Genomic DNA, 15,321 nt, shown 5'->3' on the forward strand with positions numbered 1-15,321 from the left:
CGGTAGCTCGCTGGGCTCATAACCCAGAGGTCGCAGGTTCAAATCCTGTCCCCGCTACTGAAGGCCCAGGGCCGGAATCCTCAAGGATTCCGGCCCTGGTGCTTTGTGTACCCCCGTACGGCGGCGGAGCAGGCGGGCGTCGCGAGGTGGGCGGCGACACACGCGCTGGTCCGCCGGGCGATGCACACCCCACGAGCCCACAGCCTCGTACACACACGAAGCCCCGGCACCTAGCAGGTGCCGGGGCTTTCGGACGATCTTGGTCAGCCGGCCGCGCAGTTCGGGCACAGGCCGCGGTACGTCACCTCGACGTCCGAGACCGTGAAGCCGAAGCGCTCCGATTCCGGGAGGTCGGTGAGCGGGTTCCCGTTCGGATGGACATCGCGGATCGAGCCGCAGCGGGCGCACACCAGATGGTGGTGCGGCCGGTGCGCATTGGGGTCGTACCGCTTGGCGCGCTTGTCCGTGGCGACTTCGAGCACCTCGCCGAGGGAGACCAGTTCGCCGAGCGTGTTGTAGACGGTCGCCCGGGAGATCTCCGGCAGTTTGGCGACGGCCCGGGCATGCACCTCGTCGGCTGTCAGGTGAACATGCTCGCCGTCGAGGACCTCTGCCACGACACGTCGCTGCGCGGTCATCCGCCATCCGCGTCCGCGCAGCCGTTCCAACAGGTCACTCATGGAGCCCAGCTTAACAGCAAGCGGACCAGGTTCCGAATGGGTGTGACTTTGGATCTCTATTTGACTTAGACATTGTCCATTGTAGGATCGGGATCGGCTTTAGCTCGGTAACAAGGTTAGTCAGATGTGACGCAGGAGGCCCACGTGACGCAGGGACCGCTTACGACGGAGTCCGGTGCTCCAGTAGCCGACAACCAGAACAGTGAGACCGCGGGCGTCGGAGGTCCGGTTCTCGTCCAGGACCAGCTCCTGCTGGAGAAGCTGGCCCACTTCAACCGTGAGCGCATTCCGGAGCGTGTGGTGCACGCCCGCGGTGCGGGCGCCTACGGCACCTTCACGGTCACCGCAGATGTCACCCGGTACACGCGCGCCAAGTTCCTCTCCGAGGTCGGCAAGCAGACCGAGACGTTTCTGCGCTTCTCCACCGTGGCCGGCAACCTCGGTGCGGCGGACGCCGTCCGCGACCCCCGCGGCTGGGCGCTGAAGTTCTACACCGAAGAGGGCAACTACGACCTCGTCGGCAACAACACTCCGGTGTTCTTCATCAAGGACGCCATCAAGTTCCCCGACTTCATCCACACCCAGAAGCGCGACCCGTACTCCGGCTCGCAGGAGGCGGACAACGTCTGGGACTTCTGGGGTCTGTCCCCCGAGTCCACCCACCAGGTGACCTGGCTGTTCGGCGACCGGGGCATCCCGGCCTCGTACCGCCACATGAACGGCTACGGCTCGCACACCTACCAGTGGAACAACGAGGCCGGCGAGGTCTTCTGGGTCAAGTACCACTTCAAGACCGACCAGGGGATCAAGAACCTCACCCAGGCGGAGGCCAACAAGCTCGCCGGTGAGGACCCGGACTCCCACCAGCGCGACCTGCGCGAGGCCATCGAGCGGGGTGACTTCCCGAGCTGGACCGTGCAGGTCCAGATCATGCCGGCGGCCGACGCGGCGACCTACCGCTTCAACCCGTTCGACCTCACCAAGGTGTGGCCGCACGAGGACTACCCGCCGATCGAGATCGGCAAGCTGGAGCTCAACCGCAACCCGGAGAACATCTTCGCCGAGGTCGAGCAGTCGATCTTCAGCCCCGCGCACTTCGTGCCGGGCATCGGTCCCTCCCCGGACAAGATGCTCCAGGGCCGCCTCTTCGCGTACGGCGACGCCCACCGCTACCGCGTCGGGATCAACGCCGACCACCTGCCGGTGAACCGTCCGCATGCCACCGAGGCGCGCACCCACTCCCGTGACGGCTTCCTCTACGACGGCCGCCACAAGGGCGCGAAGAACTACGAGCCGAACAGCTTCGGTGGCCCCTTCCAGACGGACCGTCCGCTGTGGCAGTCGTTCGACGGCTTCACGGCCGGCACCGGCGACCACGCGGCCCCGGTCCACGCCGAGGACAACGACTTCGTGCAGGCGGGCAACCTCTACCGCCTGATGTCCGAGGACGAGAAGGAGCGCCTGATCGGCAACCTGGCGGGCTTCATCGCCAAGGTCTCGCGCGACGACATCGCCGAGCGTGCGATCAACAACTTCCGTCAGGCCGACGGAGACTTCGGCAAGCGCCTGGAAGCCGCAGTCCAGGCCCTGCGCGGCTGACCCGGGTTGGACCGCTTGCCGTAGGGGGACGGGCCGGAATCCCAGTGGGGTTCCGGCCCTCTCGCTTGCCCGCGGCTAGTGGGCCGTGGCCGGGACGCGCTCCCGGAGCGGCGCCCAGCAGCGGATGATGTCGCGGACCGAGACGACGCCGACGACTTCGTCGCGATCCAGGACGATCAGATGCCGGAAGCCACCGTGAGCCATGGCACGTGCGGCCTCTTCGAGGGTCCAGGTGGGCGCCGCGAACACGACGTCCGTGGTGGTGTGGGAGTGGGCCCGTTCGGTGTCCGGGTTCTGCCCGAGACCGACGGAATTGAGGATGTCGCGTTCGGTGAGGATCCCGAGGCCGCCCGCGTCCGGGTCGAGGACCACGGCCGCGCCGATACGGCGGGCGGACATCAGGGCTGCTGCCTGGCGGAGGGTGTGTGCGGGGCCGATGGTGAGGACCAGCGTGCTCATGGCGTCGCGGACGAGCATGGGGCGGAGCCACCTCCTAGAAATGCTCGCGAATGCACTGGCTCAGGGCTCCGACTGCCGTCGACTGCCGCCGGTCGGTCGCCCCTGTGCAATGCTTCACAAATTCACAAGTGGGGGGACTTTCAGAGTTGCAGGCAAAGGGCGGGTCAACAAGAGGGCGCGCGTCGTGAGTTCAGGGGCGCTCGCGGTGCTCGGGGACAACCCTGATGCCTAGTACCGGTCGTTCAGGTAGTCGAGCAGGGTGTCGTGGAGCAGGCCGTTGGACGCGGCCGCGTTGCCACTGTGCGGGCCCGGGCGGCCGTCCAGGCCCGTGAAGGAGCCGCCGGACTCCGTGACGATGATCGCGTTCGCCGCCATGTCCCACAGCGACAGCTCCGGCTCCGCACAGATGTCGACCGAGCCCTCGGCGACCATCATGTACGGCCAGAAGTCGCCGTACCCGCGGGTGCGCCACACCGCGCGCGTGAGGTCGAGGAAGCCGCCCAGCCTGCCCTGCTCCTCCCAGCCCGACAGCGAGGAGTAGGCGAAGGACGCGTCCGACAGCTTGGAGACGCGCGAGACGCGCAGCCGGGACGCCGAGGACAGGCTGCGGCCCGTGAAGGCGCCGTGTCCCTTCGCGGCCCACCAGCGGCGGCCTAGGGCGGGGGCGGAGACCACGCCCACGACGGGCTGGTAGCCCCCCTCGCCCGCCTCCATGAGGGAGATCAGCGTCGCCCACACCGGCACACCGCGTACGTAGTTCTTGGTGCCGTCGATGGGGTCGACGACCCAGCGGCGCGGGCCTGTGCCCTCGATGCCGTACTCCTCGCCGAGGATCGCGTCGCGTGGCCGGGCGCGCTGCAACTGGCCCCGGATCAGCTCTTCGGCGCCCTTGTCGGCCTCGCTCACCGGCGTCATATCCGGTTTCGTCTCCACCTTGAGGTCGAGCGCCTTGAACCGGGCCATGGTCGCGGCATCGGCGGCGTCCGCGAGTACATGGGCGAGCCGCAGGTCATCGAGATAGTCGGGCATGACCGAACGGTATCGGCCCCTTCCGCGCGAGGGCCACACCGCCCGGCGGATCTTCGGGAGCACGGGCATCTCGTCCGCCGGGGACCGGCTGCCGTGGTGCGATCACCGCGCGCGACGCCCGGCGCACGCCCGGGGAGCCGCCGCGAACTCTTGACAGTGCGGATATGCGCGTCAAATCTGTGCGTCAGAGCCGCCGGCCCCGAGGGAGGCGAGGATGCCTGCAGCGCGGGAATCGCTACTGGACGCCGCCTATATGGCCCTCCTGCGCCGCCCCTGGTCCACCGTGCGCATGGTCGACGTGGCGGCCATGGCCGGTGTCTCCCGCCAGACGCTGTACAACGAGTTCGGCAGCAAGGAGGGGCTCGCCCGGGCCCTGGTGCGTCGGGAGGCCGACGGCTACCTCGCCGGTGTCGATCGCGCCCTCGCCACCCCCGCCGAGCCACGCGAACGGCTGACGGCGGCCGCCGTGTGGACCGCGTCGGCGGCCAGGGAGAACGTGCTCGTGCGCGCCATGCTCACCGGCTGCTGGAGCGAGCGGCTGCCCTCCCCGACGCTTTCCGCGGTCCCGTCCACCTCCACGGTGCCCGCGCAGCGGCGGGCCGACGGACCGCTGCCCTCGCCGTCGGACTTCGTGGCGCTGTTCCGTGACCGGGCCGTGGCCGCGATCAACGGCCACGGCATGGGCAAGGAGGACGTCACGGAGCTCGCCCGTGCCTGCGAGCTGGTCGTCCGGCTCTCCCTGTCCTGCGTGGCGGCTCCGCCGAGCGAGGGGAGCGGGGTGGCGGAACTGGTGCGTCACGCCCTGCCGAGGCCGGTGCGGTGACGGCCCACTGGGGCGGCGGGCATGGTCATGGGACTGGGCACGGCTCGCCGGCGCCGGGCGCGTTGCCACGGGGCGGGGCCGTATGTCGGGCGGGACCTCGCCTCTCGTACGCGGCTGGGCCGCACGTCGAGCGGAGCCTCGCACCCCCACGCGGCGGAGCGCACATCGAGGGAAGCCCCGTGCCCGCGGCGGTGTCCCTCAGTGGGCCGAGCCCGAGAGTTGCAGGCCGATCACGCCCACGATCACCAGCGTGATCGAGACGATCTTCAGGGTGGAGACCAGGTCGCCCAGGAAGACCATGCCGTAGATCGCCGTTCCGGCGGCGCCGATGCCCGTCCACACCGCGTAGGCCGGGCCCACGTCCAGCTTCTTCAGGGACAGGGTGAGCAGGCCGAAGCTGCCGAGCGCGAAGCAGCAGAACGCGACCGTGGGCCAGAGCCTGGTGAAACCGTGCGACAGCTTGAGGCAGACGGCGAATCCGGTCTCGAGGAGCCCGGCCACGATGACCAGCAGCCACGCCATGTGTCGTCCTCCCGCGTCCCCATGTCGACTGCTTCGTCCGGTCGGGTCCGGTCCGGTGCGAGGTAAGAATTTACCTGCCCGCGAGGCGCCCAAACCCCGGGAGGTCAGTCCCCTTCCTTTCGTTCGCGGGTGGCGAGCAGTCTGCGCAGGGAGTAGAGCCGCGCCGGATCCGCGTGACCTTCGGCCACCCACGCGTCCAGGGCGCAGTCCGGCTCGTCGTGGCTGCACGCGCGCGGGCAGTCCTCGGTGCCGGGCTCCAGGTCCGGGAAGGCGTGGATCACCCGTGACGGGTCGATGTGCGCGAGGCCGAAGGACCGTACGCCCGGGGTGTCGATGACCCAGCCGTCCGTCTCCGCGAGCGGCAGCGCGAGCGCGGAGGTCGTGGTGTGCCGCCCGCGGCCGGTCACGGCGTTGACATGGCCGGTCGTACGCCGGCGGTCGTCGGGCACCAGCGCGTTGACCAGCGTCGTCTTGCCCACGCCGGAGTGCCCGACGAAGGCGGTGACCTTGCCGTCCAGATGCTCGCGCACCCGGCCCGCGGCGTCACTGTTCTCCAGTTCCTCACGGCTGGTGACCACGTACGGGATGTCCAGGTCCCCGTACAGCTCCAGCAGCTTGTCGGGCGGGGCGAGATCCGACTTCGTCATCACGAGGAGGGGTTCGAGGCCGCCGTCGTACGCCGCCACCAGACAGCGGTCGATCAGACGGGGGCGCGGCTCGGGGTCGGCGAGCGCGGTGACGATGGCCAGCTGATCGGCGTTGGCGACCACCACCCGCTCGAACGGATCGTCGTCGTCGGCCGTGCGGCGCAGGAGGGACGTGCGCTCCTCGATGCGGACGATGCGGGCGAGCGTGTCCTTGGCGCCGGACAGGTCGCCGACGAGGGCGACCCGGTCGCCGACCACGGCAGCCTTGCGGCCCAGTTCGCGGGCCTTCATCGCCATGACCGTGCGGTCGTCGACGAGGCAGGTCAGCCGGCCCCGGTCGACGGTGAGGACCATGCCCTCGGCCGCGTCCTCGTGCTTGGGCCGGATGTTCGTGCGCGGCCGGTTGCCCCTGCGGTTGGGGCGGGTGCGGATGTCGTCCTCGTCGGTGTGCTTGCCGTAGCGGCGCATGGTCCCAGTCCGCCCGTCAGTCCCCGAGCATCCCGGCCCACAGTTCGGGGAAGTCCGGCAGTGTCTTGGCCGTCGTCGCCACGTTCTCGATCTGCACACCGTCGACCGCCAGGCCGATGACCGCGGCCGCGGTCGCCATGCGGTGGTCGTCGTAGGTGTGGAAGACGCCGCCGTGCAGGCGGCGCGGGCGGATGTGCAGGCCGTCGGCGGTCTCGGTGACGTCGCCGCCCAGCTCGTTGATCTCCTTGGTGAGCGCGGCGAGGCGGTCCGTCTCGTGGAGGCGCAGATGGGCCACGCCGCGCAGCGTCGACGGGGAGTCGGCGAGGGCGGCGACCGCCGCGATGCCCGGCGTCAGCTCGCCGACCTCCCCGAGGTCCACATCGATACCGTGAAGAGCACCCGAACCGGTGAATTCCAGGCCGCGCTCGGTCAGCGCGCAGGAACCGCCCATCTCGGTGAAGATCTCCCGCAACCGGTCGCCGGGCTGGGTCGTGCGGGCGGGCCAGTCAGGGATGACCACCTTGCCCCCGGTCACCAGGGCGGCCGCGAGGAAGGGCTGGGCGTTGGAGAGGTCCGGCTCGACCGTCAGGTCCCGGCCGAGCAGGGCGCCCGGCGTCACGCGCCAGACGTTCGGCTCGCCCCCGGACTCGGGCGTGTCGACCTGGGCGCCGATCGCGCGCAGCATGTCGACGGTCATCCGGATGTGGGGCATCGAGGGCAGCGTCGAACCGGTGTGGCGGACCTCCACACCTTGGTTGAACCGCGGTGCGGAGAGCAGCAGGGCGCTGACGAACTGGGACGACGAGGAGGCGTCGATCGACACCGGGCCGCCGTCCAGCGCGCCGCCGCCGTGCACGGTCAGCGGCAGCGTGCCGCGGCCGTCGTCGTCGATACGGGCGCCGAGGGCCCGCAGAGCGTCGATCACCCCGTCCAGGGGGCGCTCGTACGAGCGGGGGTCGCCGTCGAAGCGCACCGCGCCGTCGGCCAGCGCGGCCACCGGGGGCAGGAAGCGCATCACGGTGCCGGCGTTGCCGACGTCGATCGTGGCCGGGCCGTGCAGCGCGGCGGGGATCACCCGCCAGGTCTCGCCGGAGCCGTCGGGGCCGACCCCTTCCTCGATGCCGACGCCCATCGCGCGCAGGGCGGCGGCCATCAGGAGGGTGTCGCGTGAGCGCAGGGGGCGGCGCAGCCAGCCTGGTTCGGAGGCGAGGGCGGCGAGGACGAGGGCGCGGTTGGTGACCGACTTGGACCCGGGCACGTGGACCGTCGCATCGACGGCTCCGCTCGCGTGCGGGGCGGGCCAGAGGGCGGTGTGCGCGGGGTTAACGGTCATGCGCCCCACTGTAGTGGCTGGCTCACGCCGGAGATCTTGATCAAAAGCGGCGAAACCTGAGCGAAATCGTTGTCTGATACCCGGGCCGTGGATGCCGTGCATACATGCGCGAACACATGCGGTCACACCCGGACGCGATCAGATCCGCAGCAGCCACTGACCGCCCCCCATCAGCGCGCACAGCGACACGACGTGGAACAGGAAGAGCCACAGTCCGGCCGGTACGTGGGTGAGCCGGGACAGCTGGTCCGCGTCCGAGTCCCCGGCGCCGCCACGGGACCGCTTGGCCTGCAGCTCGAAGGCCGGCCGTACGCCGCCGACCAGCAGGAACCACACCACCGCGTAGCCGAACGCCGCCTGCACCTGGGGACCGGTGAGCCATGACACCAGCACGAACATGCCGCCGGTCAGGAGCACGGTCAGTGCCCCGTACGCGTTGCGGATCATCACCAGCATGGCCACGAGCAGTGCCGTGGCCAGCCACAGCAGCATGGTGATGTGCCCGGCGGCGAGCAGCGCCGCACCGCCGAGGCCCAGGAGCGGGGGAGCGGTGTAGCCGGCGGCGGCCGTCAGGATCATGCCGAGGCCGTACGGCTTGCCGCGGCTCACGGTGAGGCCGCTGGTGTCGGAGTGGAGCCGGATGCCGGTGAGGGTGCGTCCGGTGAGCAGTGCGAGCAGGCCGTGGCCGCCCTCGTGCGCGATGGTGATGGCATTGCGCGATATCCGCCACGCGCCATGCGGAACGACCACGGCCAGCGCGGCGACCAGGGTGGCGATCACGACCCACAGATCGGGGTCGGGCTGACTCCCGAAGACCCTGTCCCAGAGGTCGGGCAGCGCGCTCAGCGAGGGCGAGGCGAGGGTGTGCATGGCGGTTGTCGGCTCCTGGGCTCTCGTCGGATCTGGCAGTGTGGCACGTATGTGCGGACGGTATGCAGCGAGTCGCAGGCCTGAGGATCTCGCTGGAATCTTTGAGATCGAGACAGGAGTCCCCCCTGCTCCGGCGGAGTCGGAGGCGCAGGGCGGGGAGCCCGGGGAGATCCTGGCACCCGACTACAACGTGGCTCCCACCAAGGAGGTCTACGCGGTCCTCGAGCGCCCCCTCAAGGACGCCGACGACAAGCGGCCGGTTCGCCAGCTGCGCAGGCTCAGATGGGGCCTCGTCCCGTCCTGGGCGAAGTCGCCGGAGGGCGGCGCCCGGATGATCAACGCGCGCGCCGAGACGGTGCACGAGAAGCCGTCCTACCGCCGGGCCTTCGCCGCCCGGCGCTGCATCCTGCCCGCGGACGGTTACTACGAGTGGGTCACCGGCACGGAGGAACGCGAACTGGAGGCCGAGGGCAGGAAGAAGCGGCCACGCAAGCAGCCGTACTTCGTGCTGCCCGCCGACGGCTCGGTCTTCGCGATGGCCGGCCTGTACGAGTTCTGGCGGGACAGGACCCTGCCCGACGACCATCCCCGGGCCTGGTGGGTGACCTGCTCGGTGATCACGACGGAAGCGGAGACGTCGCCGCTGGCCGTGGCCCCGGCCGAGGGGCCGCACTCGCTGTCCGACATCCACCCCCGGATGCCTCTGATGCTCACCCCGGACCGGTGGGACGCCTGGCTCGACCCCTCCGGCACGGACCCCGACGACCTGCGCTCCCTGCTGGACGCACCGCCGTCCGGTCTGATGCGCGCCTACCCGGTCTCCACGGCGGTCAGCAACGTCCGCAACAACGGCCCGGAGCTGCTCAAGGAGCTGGCCGGCCCCGAAGAGGGCACACTGTTCTGACGTGACGGATGTGACTGTTATGCCGGATGCGACGGATATGGTCGCAACCGAGGCCGGTACCGCGCGTGTCACCTGGCACACCGCCGAACGGGCGAAGTTCGTCCTCGCCGTGAGCCATGGCGCAGGCGGGGGCATCGAGGCCGCCGACCTCCGGACGCTGGCCCGGGTGCTGCCCGGGCACGGCGTGAGCGTCGCCCTCGTGGAACAGCCCTGGCGCGTCGCCGGTAAGAAGGTGGCGCCCGCGCCGAAGACGCTGGACGAAGGCTGGCGCGGGGTGTGGCCGGTCCTCGGGAAGCCGGGACTGCCCGTGATCGCCGGTGGGCGCAGCGCCGGGGCCCGGGTCGCCTGCCGTACGGCCACCGAGCTCGGCGCACACGCCGTACTCGCGCTGAGTTTCCCCTTGCACCCGCCGGGCCGGCCCGAGAAGTCCCGCGAAGGCGAACTGCTCGGCGCGGGTGTGCCCACGCTGGTCGTCCAGGGTGGCAACGACCCGTTCGGGAGACCCGAGGAGTTCCCGCCCGGGCCGTACGAGATCGTCGAGGTGCCCCACGGCGATCACGGCCTCGCCGTCCCCAAGCGCGCCGGGATCAGCCGGGAGGAGGCGCTGAAGATCGTCGCCGACGCCGTGGTGAAGTGGATCGCGTCACTCGGGTGACGCCCGGGAATGCTGCGCGGCGGACCGATGTTGTGCGGATCAGACAGCACCCGACGGTGTTGCACCGCACGAACGAGAGGAAGTCCGCCGCATGGGTTCGACCATCTGCCCGAGCCGCAGCAGCAGCGCTGACCTGGAGTGGACGGTGCTGCACGCGGCCAAGACCGCCCCTGTTCGAGCGGCGGCGGGTAAGGATGTTCGTCTATCCTCCGATTCAAGTGGGACCTCTTTCGGTCCTGCCATGTTGCTGGAGGAGGTGGGTCCGGTCACCGGTACCGACGCAGGGACCGACAACGGCCGGGCGGAGCAGCCCGAGGGCCGGGGCACGAGCGCGGAGTCGTCCGCGGCGCGCAGCGCGCGCTTCGAGCGGGACGCGCTCGAATTCCTCGATCAGATGTACTCCGCCGCATTGCGGATGACCCGGAATCCGGCGGACGCCGAGGACCTGGTCCAGGAGACGTACGCGAAGGCGTACGCGTCCTTCCACCAGTTCCGTGAGGGCACCAACCTCAAGGCCTGGCTGTACCGGATCCTCACCAACACCTTCATCAACTCGTACCGCAAGAAGCAGCGCGAACCCCAGCGCAGCGCCGCTGAGGAGATCGAGGACTGGCAGCTCGCCCGCGCCGAGTCGCACATGTCGACCGGTCTGCGCTCCGCCGAGTCGCAGGCGCTCGACCACCTGCCCGACTCGGACGTCAAGGAAGCGCTGCAGGCGATCCCCGAGGAATTTCGCATCGCCGTGTATCTCGCGGACGTAGAGGGCTTTGCGTACAAGGAGATCGCGGACATCATGGGGACACCCATCGGTACGGTGATGTCCCGGCTGCACCGGGGCCGCCGTCAACTGCGCGGCATGCTCGAGGACTACGCCCGCGAGCGCGGGCTCGTCCCGGCCGGCGCCGGAGAGTCGAACGAAGCGAAAGGTTCGGGCTCATGAGCTGCGGAGAGCCGCACGAGACGGACTGCAGTGAGGTCCTCAACCATCTCTACGAGTTCCTCGACAGTGAGATGCCGGACATGGACCGCACCAAGTTCCAGCAGCATTTCGAGGAATGCTCGCCGTGCCTGGAGAAGTACGGGCTCGAGCAGGCCGTGAAGAAGCTGGTCAAGCGGTGCTGCGGGCATGACGACGTGCCGACCGACCTCAGGGCGAAGGTCATGGGCCGTATCGATCTGATCCGCTCGGGTCAGACGGTGCCCGAGCACGATGTGACCGCGACGCCTCAGGAGTCCTGAACTCCAGTTCGGAAACTCCGGTCAATCGTCGGTGGTTTGTCACTCGAACGTGCTAATCCGCGAGCCATTGGCCTGCTGATACCCCCAATGCCGCTTTCCTGCCCTGCCCTCGCCTCTAGGCTCCGGAGCCTGAGAGGGGCATGACCGCCCCCGCCCGGTAGCGGGAGGGGCGCGGGATGCGGGGGAGGTGCGTCATGGGGCCGGTACGGCCGTGGGCACGGGTGTATGTCGGCTGTGTCGTCCTCGCCGCACTGGTGTGTGTGGCTCCGCTGGCGGACCTCTCGGTCGCCTGGTGGGCGATCGCCCTCCCTGCCGCGCTCTACGCCGGCTGCGAGCAGATCGTCCGGTGCCGACCGCTGAGCACCCGGGCTCCCGAAGGGCTCGGCACCTTCTTTCCCGTACTGCTCGCCGCGGCCTTTCTGCTGCCGCCACCGGCCGCCGCCCTGGTGCCGCTGCCCGGGGCTCTGCTGGCCCGTGTCGGGGAGCGGCCGCCGTGGCTGCGCCGTGTCTGGCGGGCCGCCCAGCTCGTCCTGGCCGTGTGGGCGGCCTCGCGGGTGCACTGGGCGCTCGGCGGCCGGGACGCGGTTGCCGGCCCGCGCTTCCCGTACGCGCTCCTGACCGCGGGCGCGGCCGTGGTGGCGTTCTGCCTGACGCTGACCCTGCTGGACGGCGGGGTCCTGGCACTCGCCGAGGGGGTGCCGGCGCGTATGGCGTGGCGCGGGCTGTTCCTGCGCTCCCTTGCCCCTGTCTCCGTCCACGGGCTCGCCGGGCTGATGATGGCCGTGCTGTGGCGCAGCCCGTTCGGGCCCGTCGCCGCCCTGCTCGTGCTGCTCCCCATGTACGTGTCCTGCTGGGTCTTCGCCCAGTACCACCGGGAGCGGGCGGCCCACCAGGCCACGATCCGCGCGCTGGTGCAGGCAGTCGACATCAAGGACGGGTACACCCGCGGGCACAGCGAGCGGGTCGGACAGGCCTCCATGATGATCGCGCGTGAACTCGGCATGGACGACGACCGGGTGGAGGTCCTGCGGTTCGCCGGCATCTTGCACGACGTCGGCAAACTCGGCGTGCCCACACGGCTGTTGCGCAAGGACGGGCCGCTCACCCCTCAGGAGCGGCGGATCATCGAGCTGCACCCCGAGTACGGCCATGAGATGGTCCGCGGGATCGGGTTCCTCGGCGAGGCACGGTCCGCGATCCTCCACCACCACGAGCGGCTCGACGGCAGCGGATACCCGTACGGTCTCGTCGGCCACCAGATCCCGGAGCCCGCCCGGGTGGTGGCGGTGGCCGACGCCTTCGACGCGATGACCTCGACCCGCTCGTACCGGCGCGCCCGCCCGGTCGGGGCGGCGCTGGAGGAGCTGGAGCGGTGTGCGGGGGCGCAGTTCGACCCCGCGATGGTGCGGGCACTGGTCCGCGCCCTCGGCCGGCACGGCTGGCATCCGGCGGTGACCGCGGACGAGGTGCGCGCCGCCGTGCCCCCGCCCGCCGCCGTGCCGACGGCCGGTGAGCCGGCCGGGCAGCGCCGCGGCGGGGGCGGCGCATGACCGTGGGCCGCCTCGTCCTCGTCCTGGCCCGTACGGCGGCCGCGCTCCTGGCCGCGGGCTCCCTCTGGCTCACGCTCTGGCGCGGTCTCGACGAACCCGCCGTCGCCCTCGCCTTCGGGGTGCTCGTCGCGGTGGGCGAGCTGTCCCGGTGGAGCGACAGCGACGAGCGGGAGTCCACCCCTCTCGGTGCGGCCGGTGCGCTCTCCTACGCCCTGCTCGGACAGAACGCCGGGCACCCCACCCACCACGGGGTGCAGCAGGTCGTCACGGTGGTCCTCGCCGCCTGTCTCGCGGGCTGCGTCCCGCACGTGGCCCGCGGCCGAGGGCCCACCGCCGACCACCTGACCCGCCGGCTGCTCACTGTGGGCTTCGCCACTGTCTGCTTCCAACCCCTCTACGCCCAGGGCAGGTTGCGCGACTGGAGCGGACCGGCGTACGCGCTCCTGCTCGTCGCGCTGCTCGTGCTCACCACCCTGTGCGACGCCGTGCTCGCCGCCGCGCTGGCGCACTCCAGGACCCGCTGGCCGTTCGGACCGCTGCTGCGCGACGAACTGCGGGCCAGAGTCGGCATCGGCTCGGCCGTCTGCGCGACCGGCGCGGTGATGTCCCTCGCGGTCGCGGTCGTGGGCCTGTGGGCGCTGCCGGTGTTCTCGCTGCCGCTGCTGCTCACCCAGCTCTCCTACCGGCGGTACGCGGCCGTGCGCACCACCTACCGGCAGACCATCGCCTCGCTGGCGCGGGCCACCGAGATCGCCGGGTACACACCTGCCGGGCACGCCCGCCGGGTGGCGGCGCTCAGCTGTGCCGTCGGCCGGGAACTGGGTCTGGCCGAACCGGAGCTGACCGTCCTGGAGTACGCGGCCCTCATGCACGACATCGGGCAGCTCAGTCTGATCGACCCGGTGCCGGCCGGTGCCACGGCCGCGCTACCCACCGAGGAACAGCGGCGCATCGCGCTTCTGGGCGGGGCCGTCGTACGCCAGACCGGGGTGAACGCGGAGGTGGCGGTGGTCGTGGAACGGCAGGCGGATCCCTACCGGGAACAGCCGGTCAGCGCCAGAATCGTCCGGGCCGTGAACGCGTACGAGGAGATGGCGCGGGAAGAAACGGGACCAGGCGGAGCGCTCAGAGCACTGGAGCGGCTGCGGCTCGGCTGTGCCCGCGACTACCAGCCGGAGGTCGTGGAGTCACTCGCCCGGGTGCTGCATCAAAGGGGCGGCGCGATGAGTGTCGCACCGGTCGTCTAGCGCCCGGGGTGCGCCTCGGGCAAGGGCGGCGGTGGAGCTTGCGCGGCCGGTCTGACCTCGGCGACTGCGGGGTAACCCATGGGTAATGAGCGCCCGTCCGGCCGTACGTGGTTGGATGCGAGAAGAGGGTGTTCGGGGGCACAGCTCGGTCCGTGGCCCCCGCGAACGGCGAGAAACCGGCAGGCGGGAATCGCAAGGGACTGGCAGGCGGGAATCGTGAGGATCTTCGGGAAGGGACGGCACCGGCCCTCCGCCTCCTGGCGGCAGGCCACCGACCGCGCGTTCACGCTGATCGGCGACGGCCGGTACGAGGACGCGGGAGCGCTGCTGACCCGTGCCGCGGACATGGAGCCCTGGCTGTCGGAGTCCTGGTTCAATCTCGCCCTGCTCCACAAGTTCCGGCACGACTGGGAGCAGGCCCGCACCGCGGGACTGCGCGCCGTGGCCCTGCTCGAGAAGGACACCGGGGCGCCCGACTGGTGGAACGTCGGCATCGCGGCCACAGCCTTGCAGGACTGGCCGCTGGCCCGCCGCGCCTGGCAGGCGTACGGCCTCAGGGTGCCCGGGGGCCCCACCTGGCCGAAGGCAGGGCTGGGAGCCGTCGGCTCCGACGAGCCCACCGGGATGGAGCTGGGCAGCGCCGCCGTACGGCTGTCGCCCGAGGGGGAGGCCGAGGTCGTGTGGGGGCGCAGGCTGGACCCCGCCCGCATCGAGGTGCTCTCCATCCCGCTGCCGTCCTCCGGGCGCCGCTGGGGTGAGGTCGTGCTGCACGACGGCGTCCCGCACGGCGAGCGCACGACGGCGGTCGGGCACGCCTACCCCGTCTTCGACGAGATCGAGCTGTGGGCGCCCTCCCCTGTGCCCACCTGGGTGGTCCTGCTTGAGGCCGCGACGGAGGAGGACCGGGACGCGCTGGAGCAGCTGGCGGCCGACGCCGGGTTCGCCGCGGAGGACTGGTCGTCGTCCGTGCGGCTGCTGTGCCGTATGTGCTCCGAGTCCCGGATGCCGGCGGACGAGGGCGACGGCGAGCATCTCGACCCGCACGACCGCAGCGAGCCGGGGCACCCGGGACCGCTGGGGCACCGCACGGCCGGGCAGCTGTGGGTGCCGGAGCGCGAGTGCGGTATCGCGGCGCCCGCCTCGCTGGTGCGCGGACTGCTCGAGGGGTGGGTCGCGGACAGTCCGGACAGCCGGGACTGGCGGGACCTCGAAGAGGTCTGCTGAGGCGGTATCCGGGCCCACGGTTCATGGGGAGGGCATCCGGCCGCGCCACGTAGGCTGTACCCGCAGGTTTTC

Annotated in this window: 16 protein-coding genes; 9 read left to right on the forward strand and 7 right to left on the reverse strand. The window is 70.9% G+C overall.

Annotation, left to right across the window (positions count from 1 at the left end):
• Positions 1 to 263: 263 nt before the first annotated feature.
• Positions 264 to 680, reverse strand: coding sequence for a Fur family transcriptional regulator (locus ABZ904_RS41905; protein WP_359395925.1), 417 nt, complete (start codon positions 678 to 680; stop codon positions 264 to 266).
• A gap of 126 nt (positions 681 to 806) precedes the next feature.
• Here ABZ904_RS41905 and ABZ904_RS41910 point away from each other — a divergent pair, with 126 nt between their 5' ends.
• Entirely contained in the window at positions 807 to 2,279 is a 1,473-nt protein-coding gene (locus ABZ904_RS41910; protein ID WP_360995633.1) for a catalase, read from the forward strand.
• 75 nt (positions 2,280 to 2,354) lie between these two features.
• Here ABZ904_RS41910 and ABZ904_RS41915 read toward each other — a convergent pair whose 3' ends face one another.
• Both ABZ904_RS41915 and hisN read right to left on the reverse strand, forming a co-directional pair.
• Positions 2,355 to 2,756 (reverse strand): CBS domain-containing protein, encoded by a 402-nt coding sequence (locus ABZ904_RS41915; protein WP_359395921.1) that lies wholly within the window; start codon positions 2,754 to 2,756, stop codon positions 2,355 to 2,357.
• Positions 2,757 to 2,966: 210 nt separating this feature from the next.
• Entirely contained in the window at positions 2,967 to 3,767 is an 801-nt protein-coding gene (hisN, locus tag ABZ904_RS41920) for a histidinol-phosphatase (protein ID WP_359395919.1), read from the reverse strand.
• A 214-nt stretch (positions 3,768 to 3,981) separates the two neighbouring features.
• On the opposite strand from hisN, the gene ABZ904_RS41925 reads away from it, so the two are divergent.
• Positions 3,982 to 4,590 carry a TetR/AcrR family transcriptional regulator gene (locus tag ABZ904_RS41925; RefSeq protein ID WP_359395918.1) on the forward strand — a complete coding sequence of 203 codons (609 nt, stop codon included), beginning with the start codon at positions 3,982 to 3,984 and terminating at the stop codon, positions 4,588 to 4,590.
• Between the two features lie 198 nt (positions 4,591 to 4,788).
• Here the strand turns inward: ABZ904_RS41925 and ABZ904_RS41930 are convergent, their stop codons facing one another.
• The 4 genes from ABZ904_RS41930 to ABZ904_RS41945 form a co-directional block, all read right to left on the reverse strand.
• A complete protein-coding gene (locus ABZ904_RS41930; protein WP_359395917.1) occupies positions 4,789 to 5,112 on the reverse strand; it encodes a multidrug efflux SMR transporter in 324 nt (107 codons plus the stop codon).
• A gap of 104 nt (positions 5,113 to 5,216) precedes the next feature.
• Positions 5,217 to 6,227 carry a ribosome small subunit-dependent GTPase A gene (rsgA, locus tag ABZ904_RS41935; protein WP_359395915.1) on the reverse strand — a complete coding sequence of 337 codons (1,011 nt, stop codon included), beginning with the start codon at positions 6,225 to 6,227 and terminating at the stop codon, positions 5,217 to 5,219.
• A gap of 16 nt (positions 6,228 to 6,243) precedes the next feature.
• Positions 6,244 to 7,560 carry a 3-phosphoshikimate 1-carboxyvinyltransferase gene (gene aroA, locus ABZ904_RS41940; RefSeq protein WP_359395913.1) on the reverse strand — a complete coding sequence of 439 codons (1,317 nt, stop codon included), beginning with the start codon at positions 7,558 to 7,560 and terminating at the stop codon, positions 6,244 to 6,246.
• A gap of 138 nt (positions 7,561 to 7,698) precedes the next feature.
• Positions 7,699 to 8,430, reverse strand: a complete 732-nt coding sequence (locus ABZ904_RS41945) for a M50 family metallopeptidase (RefSeq protein WP_359395911.1) — start codon at positions 8,428 to 8,430, stop codon at positions 7,699 to 7,701.
• A 49-nt stretch (positions 8,431 to 8,479) separates the two neighbouring features.
• Here ABZ904_RS41945 and ABZ904_RS41950 point away from each other — a divergent pair, with 49 nt between their 5' ends.
• From ABZ904_RS41950 to ABZ904_RS41980, 7 genes are all read left to right on the forward strand, one after another.
• Complete coding sequence (locus ABZ904_RS41950; protein ID WP_359395909.1) at positions 8,480 to 9,334, forward strand: SOS response-associated peptidase; 855 nt, start codon at positions 8,480 to 8,482, stop codon at positions 9,332 to 9,334.
• A gap of 19 nt (positions 9,335 to 9,353) precedes the next feature.
• Positions 9,354 to 9,989 carry an alpha/beta family hydrolase gene (locus ABZ904_RS41955; protein WP_359395992.1) on the forward strand — a complete coding sequence of 212 codons (636 nt, stop codon included), beginning with the start codon at positions 9,354 to 9,356 and terminating at the stop codon, positions 9,987 to 9,989.
• 256 nt (positions 9,990 to 10,245) lie between these two features.
• Entirely contained in the window at positions 10,246 to 10,929 is a 684-nt protein-coding gene (sigR, locus tag ABZ904_RS41960) for an RNA polymerase sigma factor SigR (RefSeq protein ID WP_359395990.1), read from the forward strand.
• Positions 10,926 to 11,228 carry a mycothiol system anti-sigma-R factor gene (gene rsrA, locus ABZ904_RS41965; protein ID WP_359395907.1) on the forward strand — a complete coding sequence of 101 codons (303 nt, stop codon included), beginning with the start codon at positions 10,926 to 10,928 and terminating at the stop codon, positions 11,226 to 11,228. The genes sigR and rsrA overlap by 4 nt, the downstream gene beginning before the upstream one ends.
• A 194-nt stretch (positions 11,229 to 11,422) precedes the next feature.
• Positions 11,423 to 12,778, forward strand: coding sequence for an HD domain-containing phosphohydrolase (locus ABZ904_RS41970; RefSeq protein WP_359395905.1), 1,356 nt, complete (start codon positions 11,423 to 11,425; stop codon positions 12,776 to 12,778).
• The gene (locus ABZ904_RS41975; protein WP_360995624.1) at positions 12,775 to 14,025 is read left to right on the forward strand and encodes an HD domain-containing protein; all 1,251 of its coding nucleotides are present in this window, start codon (positions 12,775 to 12,777) and stop codon (positions 14,023 to 14,025) included. The genes ABZ904_RS41970 and ABZ904_RS41975 overlap by 4 nt, the downstream gene beginning before the upstream one ends.
• 216 nt (positions 14,026 to 14,241) lie before the next feature.
• Positions 14,242 to 15,249 (forward strand): hypothetical protein, encoded by a 1,008-nt coding sequence (locus ABZ904_RS41980; protein ID WP_359395901.1) that lies wholly within the window; start codon positions 14,242 to 14,244, stop codon positions 15,247 to 15,249.
• Positions 15,250 to 15,321 lie beyond the last annotated feature (72 nt).

This window comes from Streptomyces sp. NPDC046900, from assembly GCF_040644975.1.
GTDB lineage: Bacteria > Actinomycetota > Actinomycetes > Streptomycetales > Streptomycetaceae > Streptomyces.